Origin of the sequence: Bacillus sp. FJAT-27225 (assembly GCF_001685025.1) — a bacterium.
GTDB lineage: Bacteria > Bacillota > Bacilli > Bacillales > Cytobacillaceae > Bacillus_D.
The window spans coordinates 130,011-153,871 of sequence record NZ_MAYU01000021.1; the positions used below are offsets into that span (position 1 = coordinate 130,011).

Annotated in this window: 22 protein-coding genes and 1 other annotated feature; of the genes, 2 read left to right on the forward strand and 20 right to left on the reverse strand. The window is 45.7% G+C overall.

Translation table 11 applies throughout. From position 1 onward, the window contains the following. The first annotated feature begins 144 nt into the window (after positions 1–144). Positions 145–1,857 (forward strand): Rqc2 family fibronectin-binding protein, encoded by a 1,713-nt coding sequence (locus A8F94_RS12760; protein ID WP_066200859.1) that lies wholly within the window; start codon positions 145–147, stop codon positions 1,855–1,857. 210 nt (positions 1,858–2,067) lie between these two features. Here the strand turns inward: A8F94_RS12760 and pyrE are convergent, their stop codons facing one another. The 12 genes from pyrE to lspA form a co-directional block, all read right to left on the reverse strand. Continuing rightward, positions 2,068–2,703: an orotate phosphoribosyltransferase gene (pyrE, locus tag A8F94_RS12765; protein WP_066200862.1), complete on the reverse strand. Its 636-nt coding sequence runs from the start codon at positions 2,701–2,703 to the stop codon at positions 2,068–2,070. Then, positions 2,700–3,419 (reverse strand): orotidine-5'-phosphate decarboxylase, encoded by a 720-nt coding sequence (pyrF, locus tag A8F94_RS12770; RefSeq protein WP_066200865.1) that lies wholly within the window; start codon positions 3,417–3,419, stop codon positions 2,700–2,702. The genes pyrE and pyrF overlap by 4 nt, the downstream gene beginning before the upstream one ends. Continuing rightward, the gene (locus tag A8F94_RS12775) at positions 3,388–4,329 is read right to left on the reverse strand and encodes a dihydroorotate dehydrogenase (RefSeq protein WP_066200868.1); all 942 of its coding nucleotides are present in this window, start codon (positions 4,327–4,329) and stop codon (positions 3,388–3,390) included. Before A8F94_RS12775 ends, pyrF begins: the two co-directional genes overlap by 32 nt. After that, the gene (locus A8F94_RS12780) at positions 4,326–5,102 is read right to left on the reverse strand and encodes a dihydroorotate dehydrogenase electron transfer subunit (RefSeq protein ID WP_066200871.1); all 777 of its coding nucleotides are present in this window, start codon (positions 5,100–5,102) and stop codon (positions 4,326–4,328) included. The genes A8F94_RS12775 and A8F94_RS12780 overlap by 4 nt, the downstream gene beginning before the upstream one ends. Continuing rightward, complete coding sequence (gene carB, locus A8F94_RS12785) at positions 5,099–8,302, reverse strand: carbamoyl-phosphate synthase large subunit (protein WP_066200873.1); 3,204 nt, start codon at positions 8,300–8,302, stop codon at positions 5,099–5,101. The genes A8F94_RS12780 and carB overlap by 4 nt, the downstream gene beginning before the upstream one ends. Beyond that, a complete protein-coding gene (locus tag A8F94_RS12790; RefSeq protein ID WP_066200876.1) occupies positions 8,281–9,381 on the reverse strand; it encodes a carbamoyl phosphate synthase small subunit in 1,101 nt (366 codons plus the stop codon). Before A8F94_RS12790 ends, carB begins: the two co-directional genes overlap by 22 nt. Then, entirely contained in the window at positions 9,378–10,664 is a 1,287-nt protein-coding gene (locus A8F94_RS12795) for a dihydroorotase (RefSeq protein WP_066200879.1), read from the reverse strand. Before A8F94_RS12795 ends, A8F94_RS12790 begins: the two co-directional genes overlap by 4 nt. Then, positions 10,627–11,544, reverse strand: a complete 918-nt coding sequence (locus A8F94_RS12800) for an aspartate carbamoyltransferase catalytic subunit (protein ID WP_066200882.1) — start codon at positions 11,542–11,544, stop codon at positions 10,627–10,629. The genes A8F94_RS12795 and A8F94_RS12800 overlap by 38 nt, the downstream gene beginning before the upstream one ends. Positions 11,545–11,786: 242 nt before the next feature. Next, the gene (locus A8F94_RS12805) at positions 11,787–13,103 is read right to left on the reverse strand and encodes a solute carrier family 23 protein (RefSeq protein WP_066200884.1); all 1,317 of its coding nucleotides are present in this window, start codon (positions 13,101–13,103) and stop codon (positions 11,787–11,789) included. A gap of 215 nt (positions 13,104–13,318) precedes the next feature. After that, on the reverse strand, positions 13,319–13,858 hold the full coding sequence (gene pyrR / locus A8F94_RS12810; RefSeq protein ID WP_066200885.1) for a bifunctional pyr operon transcriptional regulator/uracil phosphoribosyltransferase PyrR: 540 nt from the start codon (positions 13,856–13,858) through the stop codon (positions 13,319–13,321). 185 nt (positions 13,859–14,043) lie between these two features. After that, entirely contained in the window at positions 14,044–14,955 is a 912-nt protein-coding gene (locus tag A8F94_RS12815) for an RluA family pseudouridine synthase (RefSeq protein WP_066200888.1), read from the reverse strand. Beyond that, on the reverse strand, positions 14,924–15,421 hold the full coding sequence (lspA, locus tag A8F94_RS12820; RefSeq protein WP_066200891.1) for a signal peptidase II: 498 nt from the start codon (positions 15,419–15,421) through the stop codon (positions 14,924–14,926). Before lspA ends, A8F94_RS12815 begins: the two co-directional genes overlap by 32 nt. Before the next feature lie 243 nt (positions 15,422–15,664). On the opposite strand from lspA, the gene A8F94_RS12825 reads away from it, so the two are divergent. Next, positions 15,665–16,153: a C40 family peptidase gene (locus A8F94_RS12825; RefSeq protein WP_066200894.1), complete on the forward strand. Its 489-nt coding sequence runs from the start codon at positions 15,665–15,667 to the stop codon at positions 16,151–16,153. A 202-nt stretch (positions 16,154–16,355) separates the two neighbouring features. Here A8F94_RS12825 and ileS read toward each other — a convergent pair whose 3' ends face one another. From ileS to A8F94_RS12865, 8 genes are all read right to left on the reverse strand, one after another. Continuing rightward, positions 16,356–19,136 carry an isoleucine--tRNA ligase gene (ileS, locus tag A8F94_RS12830; protein ID WP_066200897.1) on the reverse strand — a complete coding sequence of 927 codons (2,781 nt, stop codon included), beginning with the start codon at positions 19,134–19,136 and terminating at the stop codon, positions 16,356–16,358. 277 nt (positions 19,137–19,413) lie between these two features. Then, positions 19,414–19,644, reverse strand: a binding site (T-box leader). A gap of 50 nt (positions 19,645–19,694) precedes the next feature. Further along, a complete protein-coding gene (locus tag A8F94_RS12835) occupies positions 19,695–20,210 on the reverse strand; it encodes a DivIVA domain-containing protein (protein ID WP_066200899.1) in 516 nt (171 codons plus the stop codon). A gap of 136 nt (positions 20,211–20,346) precedes the next feature. Continuing rightward, positions 20,347–21,120, reverse strand: a complete 774-nt coding sequence (locus A8F94_RS12840; RefSeq protein WP_066200902.1) for a YlmH family RNA-binding protein — start codon at positions 21,118–21,120, stop codon at positions 20,347–20,349. 70 nt (positions 21,121–21,190) lie between these two features. Next, positions 21,191–21,463 (reverse strand): YggT family protein, encoded by a 273-nt coding sequence (locus A8F94_RS12845; RefSeq protein WP_066200905.1) that lies wholly within the window; start codon positions 21,461–21,463, stop codon positions 21,191–21,193. Positions 21,464–21,470: 7 nt separating this feature from the next. Then, positions 21,471–21,908, reverse strand: coding sequence for a cell division protein SepF (locus A8F94_RS12850; RefSeq protein WP_066200908.1), 438 nt, complete (start codon positions 21,906–21,908; stop codon positions 21,471–21,473). Next, complete coding sequence (locus A8F94_RS12855) at positions 21,898–22,599, reverse strand: YggS family pyridoxal phosphate-dependent enzyme (RefSeq protein ID WP_066200911.1); 702 nt, start codon at positions 22,597–22,599, stop codon at positions 21,898–21,900. The genes A8F94_RS12850 and A8F94_RS12855 overlap by 11 nt, the downstream gene beginning before the upstream one ends. Next, complete coding sequence (gene pgeF, locus A8F94_RS12860) at positions 22,586–23,422, reverse strand: peptidoglycan editing factor PgeF (RefSeq protein ID WP_066200913.1); 837 nt, start codon at positions 23,420–23,422, stop codon at positions 22,586–22,588. Before pgeF ends, A8F94_RS12855 begins: the two co-directional genes overlap by 14 nt. Before the next feature lie 62 nt (positions 23,423–23,484). After that, complete coding sequence (locus A8F94_RS12865) at positions 23,485–23,763, reverse strand: YlmC/YmxH family sporulation protein (protein WP_066200916.1); 279 nt, start codon at positions 23,761–23,763, stop codon at positions 23,485–23,487. Positions 23,764–23,861: the final 98 nt, after the last annotated feature.

A 23,861-nucleotide genomic window follows, 5' to 3' on the forward strand; every position in this document is an offset into this window, starting at 1 on the left:
GCTTCCCTGAATAGGCTATGGCGCAGGAGCACCTAAGCGATTCGATGATGACTTATCGTAGGGAGGAGACCTGAAGTTTTCTAGGCGATAGGCGCTGAAGCTGGACATCACTCGAAGAAATGAAAAGAAAGCGAAGGTATTATTATGTCATTTGACGGTTTGTTTACTAGGGCGATGGCCGGCGAGCTTAGTGCTGCGCTTACAGGCGGCCGAATCAACAAAATCCATCAGCCTTTTAAAAATGAAATTCTCATGGTGATCAGGGCGGGCGGCACCAATCACCGTCTCCTTTTGTCAGCCCATCCAAGCTATGCACGGGTACAGACTACTTCGGATACATTCGACAACCCATCCGAGCCGCCAATGTTTTGCATGCTGTTAAGGAAACATATAGAAGGCCATATCCTTGAAGAGGTTTATCAAGCTGGAAATGACCGGATTCTCGTTTTTGAAATTAAAGGACGAAATGAAATTGGTGATGTCAGTTATAAGCAGCTGATCGTCGAAATTATGGGCAAGCACAGCAACATCATTCTTGTTGATAAAGGCCGGGGTATGATTCTAGATTCAATTAAACACGTTTCTTTTGCGGTTAATACTCACCGAGCCGTCCTTCCCGGCCAGCCGTATATTTCACCTCCGGAACAGCATAAACAGGACCCATTTACAGCAACCGAGGATGATGTACTAAAAGCGGTTGATTTTAACAGCGGCAAGCTTGACCGCCAGCTCGTCGAGGCGTTTTCTGGGGTTTCCCCGCTTTTTGCAAAAGAAGCAGTTTTTGCATGCGGGCTGGCAAACAGGGCGACACTGCCTAAGACGTTCATCTCCATGATTGGCAGACTGAAGGATGGTGCGATTGAACCTTCCATCACGTATACAGCCAATAAAGAATCCTTTTATTTGTTCCCGCTTCACCATTTAAAAGGAGAACATAGAACGTTTAAGTCGTTAAGCGAGATGCTCGACCGTTATTATTTTGGAAAAGCCGAGCGCGACCGTGTCAAGCAGCAGTCGGGGGGACTTGAACGCTTCCTTGCCAATGAGAAGGAAAAAAATGAAAAGAAAATAGAAAAGTTGAAGGCCACTCTGAAAGATGCGGAGCGGGCAGAAGAATTCCAGAAGTTCGGGGAACTATTAACAGCCAATATGCATCTAGCCAAAAAAGGCATGAAGGAAATTGAAGTATTGGATTATTATGATGAAAATGGCGCGATGATTAAAATTCCGTTGGATCCGTTAAAATCACCGTCCGAAAACGCCCAAAGGTATTTTTCCAAGTACCAGAAGGCGAAAAATTCGGTGCTTGTTGTGTTGGAACAGATCGAAAAAGCCGAAAATGAAGTAGCTTATTTCGATACACTGATTCAGCAGCTTGAATCCGCATCTCCAAAAGATATTGAGGAAATTCGGGAGGAACTGGCTGAGGGCGGCTATATCCGCCAGCGCGCAAGGAAAAACGGCAAAAAGCCCCAAAACCTTAAGCCCGTGCTGGATAAATATATAGCGGCTGATGGGACCGAAATCCTTGTAGGAAAAAACAACAAACAAAATGATTATCTGACATCAAAACTTGCAGCCAGGGATGAAATTTGGCTTCATACAAAGGATATTCCTGGGTCCCATGTTGTCATCCGCAGCAAAGAGCCTTCCGAGGAAACCATTCAAGAAGCCGCCATGCTTGCAGCTTACTTTTCAAAAGCCCGAAGCTCAAGCTCTGTACCTGTAGACTATACAAAAGTCCGCCATGTGAAGAAGCCAAGCGGAGCCAAGCCAGGATTCGTCATATATGATAACCAAAAGACCATCTATGTGACTCCCGAGGAAGAAGCAGTACTATCGCTAAGAAAAAATTAGAGGCTGCCCCGAAAAGGTCGTTGTTGACGGCTTTTTTGGGGCAGTTTTGTGTTTTATACATTTGTTTTTGGATTGGGCATGGCTAGTGAAAAACTGCATAGCCCTTCCAAGTATGGCAATAAAGTAGTGTCCGGGAACCTAGTTTAGCTACCAAAAAACTCAAAAGGCCGGCTGCTGGCAGGAATAGATGCCAAAAGCCGGCCCGTTTATTCAGTTTACTCTTGCATGGCTCCAGCCTGCAGGGTCTTTTCTCCATTCAGAAAGAGCGTCCATATCGGATTCTGAAATATATCCCTTTTCTTTTGCAGCTTCAACAAGTTCTGGAAAGTTGGATAGAGCGGCTACCTTTAATTCCGCTTCCGATAGAAGCTGTTTCCCTTTATCCAATGCATATGTAAATATGGCCACTGCCCCAATCACTTCGGCACCTGCTGCACGTAGAGCTTCAGCAGCTGTGATGACACTGCCTCCGGTTGAGATAAGATCTTCCACAATCACTACCTTTTGTCCAGGCATAATTTTCCCTTCGATTTGATTACCTTTGCCATGGCCTTTAGCGCTGCTTCGCACATAGCACATTGGCATATCTAGTTTTGCACTTACCCATGCAGCATGCGGTATACCTGCGGTGGCTGTCCCAGCAATCACTTCTGCTTCAGGAAAATGTGCTTGAATTAACTCGCCAAGGCCATTTGCAATTTCTCTTCGCACCTCTGGATAAGACATTGTCAGCCTGTTATCACAATAGATTGGTGACCTCATTCCCGAGGACCATGTAAACGGCTCTTGTGGACGTAGGGAAACTGCGTTGATTTCCAGTAAATGTTCTGCGATTTTTTTGCTCATACAACTGCCCCCTTCCAGGCACTCAGCCAGGTTTCATATGCTTTTAGCGGATTATTGTTCCTTGTTATAGGCCTGCCAACAACAATTGCGGAAATGCCATTCTCCCGGGCAAAGGTTGGCGTCGCGACTCTCTTTTGATCTTGGACACTATCAGAAGAAAGGCGGATTCCGGGTGTTACAGTCAGGAAGCCGCTCCCAAGCTTGCTGCGAATGCCGGCCGCTTCCCAGGCCGAACAGACGACGCCATCCAGGCCAGCTTGATTAGCCAATGCGGCATAATGGTGAACCGACTCTTCAAGGCTAACTGGGATTAACTGCTCGTTCTGCATCGTTTCTTCTGTTGTGCTTGTCAGCTGCGTAACGGCAATGCACGCTGGCCGCCTGTGGCCTGCCGGAGTGCCAGCGTCAAGGCCCTCGAGAGCAGCCTCCATCATCTCACTCCCGCCGGCGGCATGGACATTCACCAAATCGCAGCCAAGCCCTCCGAGCACTTTCATGGAGCTTTTGACCGTGTTTGGGATGTCATGAAGCTTCAAATCGAGGAATATCTTATGTTCCAATTCTTTCAGTCTGTAAACAGCTGAAGGGCCTTCTTTGAAAAATAACTCCATCCCAATCTTTAGAAAGAGCTTTTCCCCACTGAATTGCTCAAGAAATCGCTCAACCTCATTCATTCCATCAAAGTCAAGCGCGATGATTAACGGGTTGTCTTGCATCGTTCCAACTCCTTCCCCGGCATTCCGAAATATGTTCATAGCCTAGCTTTTGAAGCAAAGCTGGCAATTCTTCTATAATAGTTGGGCAAACAAAAGGGTCTGTAAAATTGGCTGTACCGACCGCGACTGCACTGGCCCCGGCATAGAAGAATTCAATAACATCTTCGGCGCTTGAAATGCCCCCCATGCCGATAATCGGCAGGCGAGTCTTCTGGCTTACTTCATATATCATCCTGAGCGCTACCGGCTTGATTGCAGGGCCTGACAATCCGCCAGTTACATTAGCAAGGATTGGCTTAGCAGTCTGCAAATCTATCCGCATGCCCAGCAATGTATTGATCATTGTCAGTCCATCTGCCCCACCTGCTTCTGCAGCAAGTGCAACTTCAACGATATTCGTTACATTCGGAGACAGCTTCACATATACGGGCACTTGCGAAACCTCTTTTACCTTCCGGGTCAGCTTTCTCAAAACCTCGGAATCTGTCCCGAAGGCAATGCCGCCTTCTTTTACATTAGGACAGGACACGTTCAGCTCCAGTGCGTGAATATTTTCAGCTCTTGAGATCCTTTCAGCTACAAGGACGTAATCGTCTTCGGTCGCCCCGGCCACATTTGCAATGATTGGCACATCAAACTGTTCAAGGAAAGGCAGCTCCTCGGACATGATGGTTTCAACGCCGGGATTTTGAAGCCCTATGGCGTTCAGCATTCCCATTGGCGTCTCCGCTACCCTTGGAGTCGGATTGCCAAAGCGAGGCTCTGCTGTCGCAGCCTTAATCATGATGGCGCCCAGCTGATTCAAATCATAAAGATTGCTATATTCACGCCCGAATCCAAAGCAGCCTGATGCCGGCATGACGGGATTTTTTAAAGACAGCCCCGGTATTGAAATGTCAAGCATACTCATAAGACAACCTCCCCTGCACGAAATACTGGCCCATCGCTGCATACCTTTTTATAGGCGGTCCCGGAAAAATCTCCAGGAACCTCACAGACGCAGGCAAAGCAAGCCCCGATGCCGCAACCCATCCGCTCTTCAAGGGAAAGAAACACATTTTTCTCAGAAGAATACCCCTCCAGTGCTTTTAGCATAGGCTTAGGGCCGCATGCATACAACGTATCGAAATCAAGTCTTTTTTCTTCAATCACATCCGTGACAAAGCCCTTTTCCCCATAGCTGCCGTCCGCAGTTGCAATATACGTTTCTCCGAGACTGGCAAACTCTTCTTCGTAAAAAACTGCTTCCTCTGTTTGGTATCCGAGCACATGGATGACTTTAACACCATTTGCAGCTAGCTGGCGCGAAAGCTCATAAAGGGGAGGAACTCCGACTCCTCCGCCTACAAGCAATGCGGTACTCCCCGGAAGGGCTTCCTTAACAGGAAAACCATTCCCTAGCGGGCCGAGTACATCGATCACTGCTCCAGGAGCTTCGCCAGACAAGAGCATTGTCCCCTGTCCGGACCTCCTAAAAATCACTGTAAACTCGTTATTTTCCTTGTCTATCGAACAAAGGCTGATCGGTCTGCGCAAAAGCGGCCCATGCCCTCCTCCTACTTTAATATGGACAAATTGTCCTGGATGGGCGGTACTGGCAAACCTGGCTTTGACCGTCATTTTATAGATGTTGGCTGCAATTTCCTCGCTGCTGATTATCCTGCATAGTTCTTTTGTTATCAAACCAATACTTCCTCCTTGCCAGCGGAAATAGCTTCCGCAGAAAAATTCATTGATTCAATGACACGGAGGATTGCCCCGGCTGTATCAAGTGAGGTTAAACACGGAATCCCGTTCTCAACTGCTTCGCGCCGAATCCTGAAGCCGTCACGTTCAGGCTGCTTGCCCATTGTCAATGTATTGACGATAAACTGGACATCACCCTTTTGGATAATATCGATGAGAGTCGGGCCTTTGGAGCCAATCTTTTCTACCACCTCAACAGGTATCCCTTCACGGGCAATTACAGCAGCGGTTCCGCTTGTGGCTTTGACTCGGTATCCTTCAGCCGCAAACCGTTTTGCAAGCCTCGCTGCCTCCTGTTTATCTTTGTCGGCAACCGTCATCAGCACTGTACCGAACTGCCTGATCGAAATGCCTGAAGCAACAAGACCCTTATATAAAGCTTTTTCGAGCGTAAAATCCTTGCCCATTACTTCCCCTGTTGATTTCATTTCAGGTCCAAGTGAGATATCCACACTACTTAATTTTGCAAAAGAGAAGACTGGAACCTTCACGTACACTTCATCCCGTTCAGGAGTCAGCCCGCTGGTGTAGCCCTGCTCGCGAAGCGAAATGCCGAGCATTGCCTTTGTTGCCATTTTGGCCATTGGCATGTTTGTTATCTTGCTCAAAAAAGGAACCGTCCTGCTTGAACGCGGATTCACTTCCAGCACATAAACTCCACTGTCAGCGAGCACAAACTGAATGTTCAGAAGCCCGACAATGTTAAGTCCTCTTGCCAGCCGTTCCGTATAATCGGCTAGAATACGCTTATTTTCCTCTGTAAGAGATTGAGGCGGATAGACGGCTATTGAATCCCCTGAGTGGACACCAGCTCGTTCGATGTGCTCCATGATGCCTGGAATCACCACGTCAGTTCCATCCGATATAGCATCCACTTCGATTTCCTTACCGGTTATATAGCGGTCTATCAGGACTGGGTGGCCGGTATTGATTTTAACGGCGTTTTCCATGTAATGAATGAGTTCCTCTTCGCGGCCGACAATTTCCATTGCACGGCCTCCGAGGACGTAAGAAGGCCTGACGAGTACCGGATAGCCAATCTCAGCAGCAATCGTAATTGCTTCGCCAACAGACATTGCAGTCCTTCCCAGTGGCATCGGAATTCCAAGCTTCTGGAGTGCCTGCTCAAATTTATCCCTGTCCTCGGCACGGTCGAGATCCTCTAAAGAAGTACCGAGCAGCCTGACTCCCCGAGCAGCAAGCCCTGACGCCAAATTAATCGCAGTCTGGCCGCCAAACTGAACGACAACCCCAATCGGATCCTCCAGCTCAATAATATGCATAACATCCTCAATCGTAAGCGGCTCAAAATAAAGCTTGTCGGATATGCTGAAATCAGTTGAAACCGTCTCAGGATTACTATTAATAATGATGGCTTCATAGCCAGCTTCCCGGATGGCTTTAACTGAGTGCACGGTAGCATAATCGAATTCAATACCCTGGCCGATCCGGATTGGGCCAGATCCTAGCACAAGAACGCTCTTCCTTCCGCTTTTAACAGATTCATTTTCCTCTTCATACGTCCCATAAAAGTAAGGAGTGTCGGATTCAAATTCGGACGCGCATGTATCAACCATTTTGTAAACCGGGATGATGCCTCTATGCTTCCGCCAATCTGTTACCTCACCCTCATCACAGTTCCATGCCTTTGAAATTACAAGGTCGGTGAAGCCGCGTTTTTTCGCTTCGCGGCAAATCTCCTCATCGAATGGACGGTTTGCAAGCTTTTCTTCCAGCTCAATAACTCCTTTAAATTTATGTAGGAAGAAAAGGTCTATCTTGCTCCATTCATGGATGGTTTCAATTCCAACTCCGCGCCGAAGTGCCTCAGAAAGATAGAAAAGCCTTTCGTCGCCTGCCTTGCGAATTCGTTTTTCAATTAGCTCATCAGATAGGTTTTCCGCACCTGGAAGCTCGAAATGATATACATTAGCTTCAAGTGAGCGAATAGCCTTCAGCAGCGATTCTTCAAATGTCCTGCCAATTGCCATTACCTCTCCGGTCGCCTTCATTTGTGTACCCAGCTTGCGGTTGCCATTTTCAAATTTGTCAAATGGCCATCTTGGTATTTTTGTGACGATATAGTCGAGAGCAGGCTCGAAGCTGGCATATGTTTTTCCTGTGACAGGATTAAGCATTTCATCGAGCGTGAGACCGACAGCAATTTTTGCTGCAAGCTTTGCAATTGGGTAACCGGTTGCTTTAGAAGCAAGCGCGGATGACCGGCTTACTCTTGGATTTACTTCGATAATGTAGTATTCGAAGCTATCTGGATCGAGGGCAAGCTGGACATTGCAGCCCCCTTCAATCCCGAGTGCCCTGATGATTTTCAGCGAAACATTTCTTAAAAGCTGGTATTCACGGTCGCTTAACGTCTGGCTTGGTGCGACAACGATTGAATCACCAGTATGGATTCCAACCGGGTCGATATTTTCCATGTTGCAGACGACTATCGCTGTGTCATTGGCGTCCCTCATTACTTCGTATTCGATTTCCTTATATCCGGCTATGCTTTTTTCGAGGAGGCACTGGCTGACAGGGCTATTTTTCAAACCGCTTGTGACGATTTCCTCCAACTCCTGTTCATTGGAGCAGATGCCTCCTCCTGTCCCGCCAAGCGTGAATGCAGGGCGGACAATAACTGGGAAGCCAATTTCCTCAACAAACGACCTGGCTTCTTCAAATGTATGTATAATCGCGCTTTCCGGAACCGGTTCATTCAGCTCATTCATCAGGTTTCGGAATAATTCCCTGTCTTCTGCTTTGTTAATGGCATCAAGCTTTGTGCCAAGAATCTCTGTTCCACACTCTTCAAGAACTCCGGACTTTGCAAGCTCAACAGCCAGGTTAAGCCCTGTTTGTCCTCCCAAAGTTGCAAGAAGGGCATCGGGACGCTCTTTTCTGATGATCCTTGACACAAACTCAACGGTCAACGGTTCTATATAGACTTTGTCGGCAATTTCAGTATCTGTCATAATTGTCGCCGGATTGGAATTCACAAGAATGACCTTATAACCTTCTTCTTTTAGGGCAAGGCAAGCCTGCGTGCCAGCATAATCGAACTCTGCAGCCTGGCCGATGACAATTGGGCCTGAACCGATAACTAGGATGGTGTTTATATCATGACGCTTTGGCATACTGCTCCCCCTTTATGTACTTCAATCATTTTCATAAATCGGTCAAATAATCCGTTTGCATCCTCCGGACCTGGTGATGCTTCCGGATGATACTGGACCGTAAAGGCAGGCAAACTTTTATGCCGAAGACCTTCAACGCTTCTATCATTTAAGGCGATATGGGTAATATCCAACTCCGTTCCTTCGAGAGAGTCTGGATTTACTGAATAACCATGATTTTGCGACGTAATCGAAATCCTGCCGGTTGCAAGCTCCTTTACCGGGTGGTTCGAACCTCTGTGGCCAAATGGCATTTTTTCAGTATCCGCCCCGCACGCTAGTGCAAACAGCTGATGGCCAAGGCAAATCCCGAAGATAGGAACTAGCCCAAGGACACCCTTTAGCATCTCAATTGCTTCAGGCACATCCTTCGGGTCGCCAGGTCCATTTGACAGCATGACCCCATCCGGCTTCAGCTGCATGATTTCCTCGGCAGTCGTATTATAAGGAACGACAGTCACATCACAGCCTCGGCCGTTCAGTTCCCTTAGAATTCCGTGTTTCATGCCAAAATCGACGAGGACAACCCGGTTTCCCCTGCCTGGGCTTGGATATGGATTTTTAGTTGACACGGTTTTCACCTGGTCCTTCGGAAGCTGCTCCGTCCTTAATTCTGAAGCAACTTCAACCGGGTTCACGTCCATTGAACAAATAGCTCCCTTCATTGTTCCATGCTGGCGAATTGCCCGGGTCAGCCTTCTCGTATCAATTCCCTTCAGGCCAGGTATCTTCTTCATTTTCAGGTATTCATCCAATGTCATTTCGTTTCGCCAGTTTGAAGGCATATCTGCCGTTTCCTTGACAATCAAAGCACTGATTGCTGGATTGATCGATTCAAAGTCATCTCGATTGATTCCGTAATTTCCTGCAAGCGGATAGGTTAGGACGACAAGCTGCATGCAATAGCTTGGGTCGGAAAGGATTTCCTGATAGCCGGTCATCCCCGTGTTGAAGACAACTTCTCCCTTCGTTTGAGCAAGATGCCCAAACACTTCTCCTTCAAAAACACTTCCGTCTTCCAATATCAGTTGCCGTTTCATGCTTGAACACGCTCCTTTTCCCAGGCTATCTTTCCGTCTGCAATTGTCATGGCTGGCCACCCCTTGCACTTCCAGCCAGCAAACGGCGTATTTTTACCTTTCGATAAAAATTCCTCCGGATTTATTTCCTTCGCTTCATGTAAATCCAGGAGGACGATATCCGCTGGTTGACCTTCTTCAAGCCTTCCGTACGGCAACCCAAACGCTTTTGCTGGTTTAATCGTCATAAGCTCGATTAACTGCTGGAGGGACATACTTCCTTTTTCAACGAAATGGCTATATAAAAGCGGGAACGCCGTTTCAAGGCCGGTGATTCCGAAAGGTGCTAACTCCATTCCTTCTGCTTTTTCTTCAAGTGTATGGGGTGCATGGTCGGTTGCAATAAAATCAATTGTCCCATCCATTAATCCCTCAATAAGCGCATCACGATCTTGATTTTCCCTAAGCGGCGGATTCATTTTAAAATTGGTATCAAGCCCCGGAATATCATCCTGGCTTAATAGTAAATGATGAGGTGTCACCTCGGCAGTCACTTTAATTCCTGCTCGTTTTGCATCTCTGACAGCCCTGACAGATTCCTTTGTACTGATGTGGCAAACATGATAGTGACAGCCTGCTGCCTCGGCAAGCAGCACATCCCTCGCTATATGGACACTTTCACAGACAGACGGAATTCCCCTTAATCCGTTATCTTTGGAAAAAGATCCTTCATGGACACACCCATTGTTGATTAACGTTTCTTCTTCACAATGGGCAACCACTGTCATATCGAGAGCAGCAGCACGTTTCATCGCCTCAAGCATCATTGCTGCCGATTGGACACCAACCCCGTCATCGGTAAAAGCAAATGCACCCGCCTCCTTAAGTGCTTTAAAGTCTGTCAACTGCTCACCAAGCTGGCGAGTAGTAATAGCTGCATAAGGAAGAACTCTCACAGAAGCGGTTTCTGAAATTCGATCGTTAAGCCACTCCAATTGCTCCTTTGAATCGGGAACAGGCTTTGTATTCGGCATTGCTGCAATCGTTGTGAAACCGCCTTTTGCCGCGGCCTTCGTCCCTGTTTTAATAGTTTCCTTTTTTTCACCACCTGGCTCCCTTAGGTGGACATGGAGGTCAATGAGGCCTGGGGCAGCGACAAGCCCTTTTGCGTCAATGACTCTATCAGCATCCCAATCTAGCTTGGGACCGATTTCATGGATTATTCCGTTTACAATGTAAATATCTTTGCTTCCGTCAGTTTCGTTTTCAAAGAACAGCTGCGTGTTTTTTATTAAAAGTTTCATATTTCCAGCCTCCCTTTCGCAATTCCAATCCTCTTTTTAATACCGCCATCCGTACATAAACGCCATTTTCCATTTGTTTAAAAATTCGCGATCGTTCACATTCAACTAGGCTTCCAGCAATCTCAACATCCCTGTTGACAGGCGCAGGATGCATGATAATGGCCTCTGGCTTCATTGCTCTTTCGCGCTCTACCGTCATGCCAAATCGGTGATGATATTGTTCAAAATCGCAATATTTGTATTCGTGCCTTTCATGCTGAATTCGAAGAAGCATGACAACATCGGCTTCTCTGACTGCTTTGTCCACTGGTACATAGGGTAGTTTCGGCTCAAACCACTCTTCAGGGCCTGAGAAAACAACCTCTGCTCCAAGCCTGATTAACACTTCAGCATTTGAGTGGGCGACCCGGCTATGGCGGATATCCCCGATAATTGCAACCTTTAATCCTCTGAACCTTCCAAACTCCTGATGGATGGTCATTAAATCTAGAAGCGACTGAGTCGGATGGTCCCCACAGCCATCTCCACCATTCATAATCGGTATATTAATGCCTCTAAGTCCGCGATAGTACCTATCCGATGGATGCCTGATTACCACCGCATCTACACCTATTGCTTCCAGGGTTTTTACTGTATCGTAGAGGCCCTCCCCTTTTTGGGCACTGGAGGTATTAACATCAAACGGAATGATTTCAAGCCCAAGTTTTTTTTCAGCCATCTCAAAGCTGCATTTTGTGCGCGTGCTAGGTTCAAAGAACAGGTTTGAAACATACATTTGCTTGGACGGCCTCCAATTTGCTCCTTTTGAAAACTGAGCGGCGTCGTCAAGAATCTGGTTAATTTCATCCACTTTCAAATCAGCTAAGGTCAATAAATTCATAATTAATTCCTCCTCGTAGTTTTTCACCAACTAAGTTTAATGTTCTAAATGGTTTTAAGAAAAAACACTGTTACGAGTTGCACCTTACCGAAAATTGCGTCTTCAATTCATAGTCTATTCCTACACAAAAAGCGCCCGGGCAAAAGCCAGGGCGCATTAAAGCAGGCCGGTTCGACGGTTAAAAAACCCTCCATTCGACTGGTGCACCCTTTCCGGCCTCTCTGTGCCTGTTTTAAAAGGTGTTATATTATTTGTCTTTTATCTTCTTCATGTTGTTCATCAAACATGTCATTTTCCGCAGGGTTCCTGCCAGGAAGAACAATGTTCAGGATAATACCCAGGATGGCTGCCAAAGCCATGCCCTGAATCTGAAAGCCTTCGGTAAACTTAATGAATGCCCCGCCAATACCTACTATCAGAATAACCGATGAAATGGCTAGATTGCGGTTGTTTCCAAAATCGATTTTGCTGTCAACTAGCATCCTCAAGCCCGAGGAAGCGATGATACCGAACAGCAGTATAGATACTCCCCCCATTACAGCAGGTGGAATTGAGCCGATTAAAGCTGTGATGGTACCAATGAATCCAAACACAATCGCTGCTACTGCAGCACCGGCAATGACATACACACTGTAAACCTTCGTGATTGCCAGTACCCCGATATTTTCACCATAGGTCGTTTTTGGAGGGCCGCCAATCAACGCTGAAATCATTGTCGCCGTCCCATCGCCAAGGATGGAGCGATGCAAGCCTGGATCCTTGATATAATTACGCCCTACAACCTTGCTCAGGACAAGCTGGTGCCCGATGTGTTCAGATAACGTTACAACTGCAACTGGCACCATCAAAGCGACAAGGTCCCAAGAGAAATTCACATTGTAATGGACGAACGGAAAAACAAATTCCGGCATTTCAAAAAAGTCAGCCTCAATCACTTTTGAGAAATCGACAATTCCCACTGCCAACGAGTACAGGTAGCCGACAACAATACCAGCAAGGATTGGGATGATGCTTAACATCCCTCTTGCAAATACTGAAAAAGCAATTGTTGCTGCCAAAGTTACAAGCGCAGCTGAAAAATGAGTAAGGCTGTAACCTTCTGGTCCGTTTGCTGTGTTCATCGCCATGCCCACTGCGGTGCCAGAAAGCGAGAGGCCAATGACTATGATAACCGGGCCAACGACGATTGGCGGCAGAAGCTTCATAATCCAGCGGTGTCCAGCTTTCTTAATAACCAGGGCGACAATTCCATAGACCAACCCGGCCATAAAACTCCCAATCATTGCGCCACCAGGTCCTCCAGTTGCTTTCGCAGCTATAACTGGGACAATAAATGCGAAGGAAGATCCAAGATACGCAGGCACCTGCCATCTGGTGATTGCCATGAAGGCCAACGTTCCGAGCCCGCTTGAAATCAGGGCGATTGCAGGACTTAAATCAACCAGGTACGGTACTAGAATCGTTGCGCCAAACATAGCAAACAAGTGCTGAAGGCTTAGGGTAATGAGCTGAATCAAGCTTGGTTTTTCATTAACATCTAAAACTGGTTTGTTGTTCATAATTCTCCTCCAATGGTAGCATTGTGCCAGGGTACGCACCTTTCTTTTTATCCAAAAAAAAACCTCCGTGCAGAGATTTGCGCAGGGAGGTAGTAAATGCGGCAGAATACAGTTGTATCCTGTTTTGGGCAGAGCATACTGGCCCTTTTGTCCGGCATTTTCCCCTTGGCAGGCTCTCTGGACTGCTTTTAAAAGGGTTATTTTTTTCTCACTATTTATTCATGGATGCTTACTTGATCTTGGCCATCAATTTCTGACAACTCAACTTTGATTCGTTCAGAGCTGGAAGTTGGAATGTTTTTCCCAACATAATCAGCACGGATGGGCAGCTCGCGATGGCCCCTATCCACCAGAACAGCAAGCTGGATTTGCGCCGGGCGCCCAAGGTCCATGACTGCGTCCATTCCAGCCCGGACTGTCCGGCCCGTAAAAAGGACATCATCTACCATGATCACCTTCTTATCGGTTACACCGGAAGGAATATCCGATCCCTTGACGAGCGGTTCCTGGTCTTCGGTCTTCTTGGTGAGATCATCCCGGTATAAGGTTATATCCAGCTCACCAAAAGCTATGTCTTTTCCTTCAATCTGCTGAATTTTCTCAGCCAGCCTTTCGGCGAGGTAGATGCCCCTTGTTCTTATGCCCACAAGGACACAATCCTCAATGCCTTTGTTCTTCTCGATAATTTGATGCGCAATCCTTGTAAGCGCCCTTCGAATCGCTTGTTCATCCAAAACAACTGCCTTTTGGCCCATGTCTCTTCCTTCCTTTTTTAAAGAAGTGTAATAAAAAACCTCCCAGCAGACGCGGGAGGTGGGAAAATCGGTTACTAGAATACACCTTTGGCAGGTGATGAGTTCCGTATCCTTTCCAGCCTCACAGGACTGCTTTTAAAGGGCTTATTAAGTTAAAATCATAGTAACTCAACTTATAGAGGTTGTCAATTGTTTTTGCGAAGTTCGTCCAAGATTTTGTCGAAATACGTCGGCAAGGGTGCCTCGAACTCATGGTATTCACCTGTCCGAGGATGCTTGAAACCAAGTATTCCAGCGTGCAGGGCCTGACCGCCAATATCCATCGTTTTCTTGGGTCCATATTTTGGATCGCCTACAAGCGGATAACCAATATACTTCATATGCACACGAATTTGATGTGTCCTCCCTGTTTCAAGCTGGCACTCAATAAATGTGAAATCCCCAAGTCTCTCCAGGACATTGAAATGGGTAACTGCATGCTTGCCTCCATCGACAACCGTCATGCTCTGCCTGTCTTTTGGATCTCTTCCTAACGGCGCATCAACCGTTCCATGATCATGGGGAATAGTCCCATGGACAATCGCTTTGTATTTCCTTGTGACAGTCTTCTCAACAAGCTGATTAACAAGGCTTTCATGGGCCATATCGTTCTTTGCAACCATCAGGAGCCCTGAAGTATCCTTATCAATTCTGTGAACGATGCCAGGCCTTAGGACACCATTAATTCCAGATAAATCCTTGCAATGATGCATCAGCCCGTTCACAAGCGTTCCGGTCAGATGGCCAGGTGCCGGATGCACCACCATCCCTTTCGGCTTGTTCACAACAAGAACATCGCTATCTTCAAAATAAATATCGAGTTCCATAGGTTCCGGCAAAGCATCAAGTTCTTCCGGGTCCGGAATCGACACTTCAACAATGTCATTCTGTGCGCATTTATAATTTGTTTTGACCGGCTTGCCATTTACGAGCACATTTCCATCCTTGATCCATGCCTGTACCTGGGTCCTTGACCATTCCTCATTAAGGGATGCTACTACCTTATCGATTCTGTCACCCTTCTGTTCATTCAGGATGGTGTGTTCCATCTTTTCCATAAGATTTCTCCTTCTTCAATTCCCGCTCTTCTTTTATCATTTGTATCATCAAAAGAAATACACCAATAACCAGGGCGGAATCCGCAATGTTAAAGACTGGGAAATTGTAGTTAAATATGAATGTGTGGATGAAATCGACTACCTCCTGCCGGTGTACGCGGTCGATAAAGTTACCGATTGCCCCGCCCAGCATAAAACCGAGTGAAACTCCAAGAAGAGGCTTACCTTTTGTCCACTTTTGGATATAATACACAATTCCAATTATGACAATGACAGTTATTATATAAAAAAGCCACATCTGCCCCTGCAAAATGCCCCAGGCAGCTCCTTTGTTACGGTGTGAAGTAATATAAAGAAAGTCCTCTATAATTGGGATACTGTCACCGATATTCATGTATTTCACAATCAGCCATTTCGTAATTTGGTCCAGCAGGATAATGAAAGCAGCAATTAAGTAATAAAACACCAAGTAAACCCTCCACATCTTCTCGATGACTTCTTATGCATTTTAGCATAAACCTGTAACTGTGCACAAAAAAATATATAATTGTGTCACTTTAGCTTTCGATTAACTTCTTTTTGCGAAAATATGTAATTTCCTGCCTCACACTATGTCGAACACTTCTTGTTAAGAAATTGAAACGTATTTTTCCTTCACCACGACTATAGTGGTGTGTCAAACAAAATCACTTTGATGGGGGTCATCAACATGGCAGTTCGGTTACACGTTTCAAAAGGTTTCATAGTATGGGGAGTTATTTTTGCACTGGTTCTTTCACTATTCGCTGGAGTTTTCACGAAAAAAGCAGAGGCTTCCGTTTCCTGGGGCCAAGAAGTGACCGAGGTGGCGAAGCGCTATAGTGGTACACCATACAAATGGGGCGGTACAACAGCAAAAGGCTTCGATGCTTCTGGTTTCACTCAATTCGTTTACAAAAAGTCAGCCGCAAAAATTACTCTTCCTCGCTCTTCAAAGGATCAATATAAGGTTGGCAAAGCTGTCGCTAAAAAGAATCTTAAAGAAGGCGATCTTGTTTTCTTCAATACTGATGGCAAAGGTGTTTCCTTTGCAGGTATTTATTTAGGCAAAAATAAATTCATCGCGGTTACAGTGAATAAGGGAGTTTCAATCCAATCAATGGATACGAAGTACTGGAAGGACCGGTATGTAGGTGCAAAGCGGGTATTAAAGCAATAATTCTTAAAAAGGACTTCGAATGGATTTAAAGGTTTGCCTGATAGCTCGCCCCTATTAGGCAATACCATTAAATCGGGCCTTTGCCAACTAGCCCATTCCTATTGGTCAAGGCTCAATATAAGAGTGCAAAATCAAGCAGGCAACACCATTTTTCCGGATAGGAAAAGCCCAGGGCAGTATATTGCCCTGGGCGATTTTTTAGTTATTCTTGTGCACCTGCGTCTGAATAGGAGTCCTTCACAACGCTTGCGCAACGCGGGCAAAGGGTTGGATGTTCCGGATCTTTTCCAACCTCTGGAGTGACAACCCAGCAGCGGTCACATGTTTCACCTTCTGCTTTTGTAATGACAATTGCTGCATGTTCAAGCTTGATTGCATTTTCTGGTGCTTGGTCATAAGTACCTGCAACTTCAAATCCTGACACAATGAACAATTGTTTAACATCCTCTTTAATTGAATTTAGCAAAGACTGGGTCTTTTCGTTCACATAAAGAGTCACTTTCGCTGTCAAAGATTTACCAATTACCTTTTCATTCCGCGCTTCTTCCAATGCCTTTAATACATCATCACGAAGCTTCATGAATTCGGTCCATTTTTTCTCAAGTTGGTCCGCGTTTGGCAGCTGTTTGTATTCCGGCATGTCTGTCAGCTGTACGCTTTCCTCTTTAACGCCCGGGATAAAAGTCCAAACTTCGTCAGCAGTATGAGAAAGAATTGGGGAAACAAGTTGAGCCAATGAAACAAGCGATTGATACAGAACAGTTTGAATAGCACGGCGTTCTTTATTATCTGCAGCTTCGATGTACAAGACATCTTTCGCAAAATCAAGATAGAACGCACTCAAGTCAAGCGTACAGAAGTTGTTCACCGCATGGTAGATTGAGGAATATTCATAGCGTTCATATGAATCCCTAACTTGCTTAATCAGTTTGTTAAGCTTTACAAGCATGAACTGGTCTACTTCACGCAGTTCTTCAAACCCAAGGGAATCTTTATCAGGGTTAAAGTCAGCAAGGTTGCCCAACAGGAACCTGAATGTATTCCTAATCTTCCGGTAAACCTCAGAAACTTGTTTCAGGATAGCATCGGAAACACGAACATCGGATTGGTAATCTACCGATGAAACCCAGAGGCGAAGAATATCAGCACCCATTTGGTTCATTACCTTTGCCGGAATCACGACATTTCCTAGTGATTTACTCATTTTCCTGCCTTCGCCGTCGAGAATAAATCCATGGCTTAGCACTCCCTTATAAGGAGCCTTGCCAGTCACTGCCACAGCAGTTGACAAAGAAGAGTTGAACCAGCCGCGGTATTGGTCCGAGCCTTCAAGATAAAGGTCTGCCGGACGCTGCAGGTCCTCTCTTTCCTCCAGTACGGCCTGATGGGAAGAACCGGAGTCAAACCAGACATCCATAATATCGGTTTCTTTCGTAAATGTGCCGTTTGGCGAACCAGGATGAGTAAAGCCTTTTGGAAGCAAATCTTTTGCTTCTCTTTCAAACCAGATATTTGAACCATGTTCACGGAACAAATTGGATACATGGTTGATTGTTTCATCCGTGATAATAGGTTCACCGTTCTCTGCATAAAATACCGGGATTGGAACCCCCCATACACGCTGGCGGGAAATACACCAGTCACCGCGGTCACGCACCATATTGAACAGACGTGTTTCACCCCAGGCTGGAACCCATTTCGTTTCTTTAATTGCCTCAAGCAGATCTTGACGGAAATCCTTAATAGAGGCAAACCATTGGGCTGTTGCCCGGAAAATAACCGGCTTCTTCGTTCTCCAGTCATGCGGATAAGAGTGGGTGATGAATGATAGCTTCAACAAGGCCCCAGCTTCATTAAGAGCCTCTGTAATTGGCTTATTCGCTGTATCGTAAAATAAACCTTCAAAGCCTTCCGCTTCTTTTGTCATTACCCCTTTATCATCAACAGGGCTAAGAACATCGAGCCCATATTTCTGGCCAACCTGGAAGTCATCTTCCCCGTGGCCAGGCGCAGTATGGACGCACCCTGTACCAGCATCTGTCGTGACGTGTTCGCCAAGCATCACAAGGGAATCACGTTTGTAAAGTGGATGGGCTGCGACAACATATTCAAGCTCGCTTCCTTTAACCTTTTTGGTCACTTCGTAAGTTTCCCAGCCAATTTCCTCCGCAACAGACTCGAGAAGTGCTTCTGCAACAAGGTAACTGCCTTCGCCTGCCGAAACAACAACATAGGTTAGTTCAGGATGAACGGAAATTCCAAGATTGGCAGGAATCGTCCATGGAGTTGTTGTCCAAATTACAATGCTTGTTTCTGCATCGAGGACACCTTTGCCATCCTTTACTTTAAAGCCAACATAAATCGATGGGGACTTTTTATCCTTGTACTCGATTTCAGCTTCAGCAAGTGCGGATTCACTTGATGGAGACCAGTAAACAGGCTTTAGTCCTTTATAAATATAGCCTTTCTTTGCCATCTCGCCAAACACCTTGATTTGCTGTGCTTCATACTCTGGCTTTAGTGTGATATAAGGGTTTTCCCAGTCACCCCTAACACCAAGCCGTTTAAATTGTGTTCTCTGGCTGTCGATTTGCTCGAGCGCATACTCTGTACAAAGCTTGCGGAACTCGGCAACTGTCATTTCCTTGCGTTTTACACCTTTATTTGTAAGCGCCTGCTCGATTGGAAGGCCATGAGTGTCCCAACCTGGGACATATGGAGCATTATAGCCTGTCATCGACTTGTGGCGGACAATGATGTCCTTCAGGATTTTATTGAGGGCATGCCCAATGTGGATATCGCCATTCGCATATGGAGGCCCGTCATGAAGGACATACATTGGACGTCCTTTCGTCCGTTCCTGGACCTTGCGGTAGATGTCCATTTCGTTCCATTTTTCCTGGATTTCAGGCTCCCGCTTCGGAAGGTTTCCGCGCATTGGGAATTCAGTCTTCGGCATTAACAATGTGTCTTTGTAATCCATTTTCTTTTTCCTCCTGAATATAACTTAAGCAACTAGTAACCAATTATCGGCGCTGCCGCTCGTGCTTTTTGGACACGCTGTCTTCTAAAAGTTTGTTGTTTTAACTAGTAGTTGATTTCTGCTCCACTAAGGGAAGCTCCTGGGAATTATCATCTCAGGGACAGAAAGGAAAGCTCCCTTCGCCCCTTTCGTTCCAATCAACTTGCTAGGTGTTATTCTTATAGCAACAAGTTTATAAAAACAGCTTTTGAAAAAACAAAAAAACCTCCTCATCCCAAATAGGGACGAGAAGGTTTGGTTATTCCCGCGGTACCACCCTGATAGGCAGTCTGAACTGCCCGCTCAACATCCGTAACGTGGATGGGACGCCTGTGCTTAATCGGCATATGCTTTTCGGCACGGGGCTCGAGGGTGATGTTCAATTATTCCTGCTTTTGCCGGTTCCCACCGTACCCGGCTCTCTGAAAAAAGCTGATGAATAATTTACTGTCCCTGTCATAGCCTGTTAAAAATGAGATAGAGTTTATTATGAAATTATATGCGAAATAGTGCTAAACGTCAAGCGAGGGAATCTTCTTCCTGGCTTGCCTTAAGCTCGGAAGCATCAACCTTGTATTCAAGGAGGTGATCCCAGTCGTCGTTGTTAATCATATCGAGCTGGGCTTCAATCAACATTTTAAAACGCGTTCGGAAAACCTTGGACTGCTTTTTCAAATCTTCAATCTCAAGGGCGATTTTGCGAGCTTTTGAAAGCGATTCATTGACAATTCTGTCAGCGTTCTTTTCGGCTTCCTTAATAATCAGCTTCGCTTCCTTTTGGGCGATCCGTTTAACTTCTTCTGCAGCTTCCTGGGCAACAATGATAGATTTGTTAAGGGTTTCTTCGATGTTGGTAAAATGGCCAAGCCTGTCATTCATATCGTTCAGGCGTTCTTCCAGTTCTTTTTTTTCTCTAAGGACAAGTTCATAATCTTTGATTACCTGGTCAAGGAATTCATTTACTTCATCCTCATCGTACCCTCGGAATCCTTTATTGAATTCCTTATTATGAATATCCAACGGCGTTAATGGCATGACGCCACCTCCCTAATTGAGTTTCTTTATCTGCCAGTCAGGCGCCTTTAGCCCGAAAAGAGCTTTATCCCACACTTTATATGTACTACAATTTGTAATTCGACAGGAACAGGCAATTTCCTGCATTGAAAAAGAATTATTTTTGTTTCCCCGCGGTTATTCGCCATTTGTCTTTTTTGGTCTTGCCTTCAATTGCCTGAATTCGTGCTCTTCCGTATCCCCTTGCGGAAATTATGTCACCTTCGCCACACTCGAAAGCTGGGTTTTCGGTAACAGCCCAGTTGACTTTGACCAATCCTTGCTGGATTAAAACCTGGGATTTTTGCCGGGAAATATGATGGATGGCAGCAAGGACAGCATCAAGCCTTAATGAACTGACTGTCAGCGAATCCTCCGTCCATGTTTCGGAAGGAATGATTGCATCATCCAGTTTTACCTCGGATACACTTACCGATGCACGTCCTACTGATTCCAACTGCATGGTTATATAAGATGCAACTTCTGATGCGCAAAGAAATTGGACTCTGTCCCCTGAAGTGAGGATATCGCCGAATTTTTCACGCTTCAGCCCGAGTGACATTAAACTCCCCAGTACCTGAGGGTGTTCAATCGACACGAATTTGACAGGGTATTTTATCTCCATCAGGCTGACTTGAAAGTCATCAGGCTCTGCAACAGCATAATCCGGTAATAGCAGTGCCCTTTTTCTTTCCGCAGAGTCGACGCCTCCATACAGTTCAACACGGACATCGCCACTTTCACCGATTATTAATTTTAGAATATGCTGTTCCCTTGGATCAAGAAAATGGGTAAGCCTCAGGGCATATGTGCTTTCGACTGTGTCCTTCCAATTAAGGACCTGGTCAATGAATTCACGTTCTCCCGGCCTGAAATGCTGATAGATGTTCATTCTGGACTCCTAATTTAGTATATCTGCAATTAAAAAGGACTGGCTTAATCAAGCCAGTACAATTTCTTTTTTAAAAATTCGTTACTAACCAACGATACACAGTACCTAATCCAGAGGTCGCGAGCCTTAGCGTAATGATTGCGACAATCGGAGAAATATCAATCATGCCTAGAGGCGGGATGAACCTCCTGAAAGGCTCTAGGAATGGTTCACAAATCCTCGACAGGAATTGGCCAATCGCTGACTCACGAGCATTCGGAAACCATGACATTAAAATATAGATAATCAATGCCCAATAATAGAGATTGATTACATTCACAAGAATTCTAAATACAAATTCCATTTACTACTTACCACCTCGAATCCTGAAAGTCATTTTCTTGCATCAGTTCGGAAATATTGCCAGAAACCTCAACATTGTCCGGTGTACATAGGAAAATGCTCAAACCAATCTTTTGAATATCGCCGCCGATTGCATAGACTGTCCCACTCAGGAAATCGACAATCCGCTTTGCCTGGTCGTGGTCGATCCTTTGCAGGTTTACAACAACAGCACGCCTATTCTTAAGATGGTCGGCAATTTCCTGGGCCTCCGAGTACATTCTCGGTTCAATCAATACAACCTTTGACGATTTTTGGACGCTTTGAAGAGAAACGACATTTTGGGCCTTTACAGCATGCTGCTGCTTTTGGGGCTTCAGTGGTTCAGGCTCTTCAATATATTCCTCTTCCTCATCGTATTGGTCATCCAATAAAAAGAATGTCTTGAATTTAGATTTAATGCTCATTTACCCGCACCTCCGTATCGTTTTTCCCTACGAGCGCTGTCCCAATCCTGATCATGGTTGCCCCTTCTTCAACAGCGATTTCATAATCATTTGACATTCCCATCGATAATTCCCTGCAAGGCGCGAACGGGAGTCCCAGCTCCTGGACACGGCCGCGCAATTCCCTTAGCTTCCTGAAACAGTCTCTAAGTACTTGTTCATCGTCTGTATAAGGAGCCATTGTCATTAGACCTTCGACAATTACCTTATCAAAGTTGCCTAGCCCTGATATAAACTCAATCGCTTCTTCAGGATTCAGGCCGTGCTTGCTTTCTTCGCCCGAAACATTGACCTGTACCAGGCATTTTACAGGTCCTGAAGCACGTTTGTTAATTTCTTCAGCTAATGAAAGCCTGTCCAGCGAGTGGATATAATCCACTTTGCCAATTACAGCCTTTACTTTTCTTGTTTGCAGTGTACCAATAAAATGGAACGACGCCCTGTCTTCAAGCTTTTCCCATTTGGCGATAAGCCCGGCATCCCGATTTTCACCAATATCGGCCACACCTGCTTCCACAGCTTCGATTGCTCTCTCTATACTAACATATTTCGTTACAGCTATGATTCTCACTTCCCCGGGATCCCTGGCGGCCCTTTGACAAGCCTCTGCTATTCTAGTTTGTATTTCCCTGAGGTTTTCAATTACTTCCACGCTCGGCACCCTTTCTCCAGCCAATAAAACCCATCATTCTCCCTGTTTTGCCACGGTCACGGCGATGGGAGTAAAAGGTTTCAGACTCACAGCTGGAACAATAATTGCTAATCTCAATATTTTCCCCCGGAATGCCGCACTCAATGAGCAGCAGCCGGTTCATTTCTTTCAGGTCCAGACTATATTGACCTTCACTAATCTGATTATATGGTTTTTTTTCGACATGTTCTAGTCTCTTCTTAACAAAAGATAAAACATAATCATCTACAATATAACATTTTTCGCATATGGATGGGCCAATTACCGCATAGATTTTTGAAAGTGGTATTCCTTCTGCTTTCCAACCCTTTACCATTTGAGGCCCTATACCCTCGACCGTTCCTTTCCAACCTGCATGGGCAATCCCAATTTTCCCCGTTTCAGGCGCCAAAAAATAGACTGGAACACAATCTGCAAAGCAGAGCGTAAGGAGAAGACCGGGTTCATTTGTATAAAAGCCATCTGTATCCTTTACCGAAGTAGAGTATTCTCCCGCTCCTTTCCCCATATGGAAACGAGATGCATTCACGATATTCGCGCCATGAGTTTGTTCTGCGCCAACCCAGGCATCCAGCGGAAAGCCAATCATGCTGGCAATGATCTCTCTATTTCTTTTCACATCGTTCGGATCATCACCAACATGATAGCCTGTGTTTAAACTCATAAATGGCGGTTTGCTTACCCCGCCATTTTTTGAGGAGAAACCGGCTACCAGGCCGGGAAATCTCTCCATCCATTGCTCAATCATAAAAAGTGTTCCGTTATTAGTATGAAATGGTTCCATGGTGACTCCCTTGTTTTTTCTCTATCTTATCACAAGGTGTGCTTTTTACGGAACTGAAGAACTCAACTAACAGTGCTTTCTTCCTCTTCAATGGGCTTTGGATGCAGTCCTCCGGCCCTGACAAGGATAACATCCTGGCCAATCTTCAAAATATTGGCCCAGGGAATGATCATATCCTCATCTTTTCCAAACAGCCCTAAAACCTTGCCCGTCCCCCCAATCACCACCGATTGGATTTTGCCGGAATTCAGGTTGATATCAATATCAGTAATATTGCCCAGTTTCTTGCCATCTGCGACATTGATGACATCCTTCATCTGAAAATCGGATATACGTATCATCATTACCCACTCCTGTCCTGTTCTAGTATGAATATATGTCAGGCGGGCTTGTCTATTGATGATTATTATAAAAAGATTACCATGCAAAGCTTTTTACA